This window comes from Deltaproteobacteria bacterium, from assembly GCA_011773515.1.
Taxonomy (GTDB): Bacteria; Desulfobacterota; Deferrimicrobia; order J040; family J040; genus WVXK01.
The window spans coordinates 233-1,275 of record WVXK01000044.1; the positions used below are offsets into that span (position 1 = coordinate 233).

The 1,043-nt window shown below is 50.0% G+C and carries 1 pseudogene (cut by a window edge); it reads right to left on the reverse strand.

Annotated features, from left to right (window positions below):
* Positions 1–959 (reverse strand): annotated as a pseudogene (locus tag GTN70_04305) (IS3 family transposase) (it extends 188 nt beyond the left edge of the window).
* Between the last annotated feature and the right edge of the window lie 84 nt (positions 960–1,043).

Sequence of the window (1,043 nt, forward strand, 5' to 3'; positions counted from 1 at the left end):
CAGCTTGCCGTTAAATGATTCGATGTACCCGTTCTCCCAGGGACTTCCTCGCTCAATAAAGAGTGTCTTCACTCCCAGACGGTTAAGCCATCTCCTTACTGCTTTAGCGGTAAACTCCGGACCGTTATCGGAGCGGATATGCTCCGGGATACCACGAAAGATAAAAAGGTGAAACAGGAGATCAATCACATCCTGGTTTTTGATCTTACGGGCTACCAGCATCGCCAGGCATTCCCGGGTGTATTCATCAATGATATTCAGTATTTTGAAGGCCCTGCCATCGGCCGTACGGTCTATCATAAAGTCGTAGCTCCAGACATGGTCCTTATGCTCCGGTCTGAGCCGGATACAGGAGCCGTCATTAAGCCATAATCTACCTCGTTTGGGTTGTTTCTTTGGCACCTTGAGCCCTTCCTTTCTCCAGATTCTTTCTACCCTTTTGTGGTTCACCCTCCACCCATGCTCATTATTTAATAAGGCCGTTATCCTGCGGTAGCCATACCTTCCATACCTGGTCGCCAGGGCAATAATATCATCGGTAAGCCGCTTCTCATCGGATGGTGGCGATAGATTGCGACGCTGGGTAGCCCTGGCTTGCTCCAGTACTTTACATGCCCGCCTTTCCGAGACCGCTAACTTCTGAGATACCTGTAACACCATCTTACGTCTGCGGGACGGGCTTAGAAGTTTCCCCGTGAGGCTTCTTTGAGAATGGCATTATCGAGAGATAGATCGGCTACCAGCTTCTTTAAACGGGAGTTCTCCTGCTCCAACTCTTTGAGCCGGCGAGCCTGGTCTACTCTCATACCGCCGTACTCTTTTCGCCAGCGGTAGTAGGTGTGGGCGCTTACCCCGATCTTCTTGCTGACAACGGCGATGGTAGCTCCCTGGTTAAGCAGTATTTCTGCCTCGCGGAGCTTGTTGATGATCTGTTCCGGTGTGTATCCCTTTTTGGCCATTTATCCCCCCTTTTTATGAGATTATAACTGGTATCGTTTAAGGGGGGCACGTCACTAAGGCTATCAAGACATTTAAGAGAAACC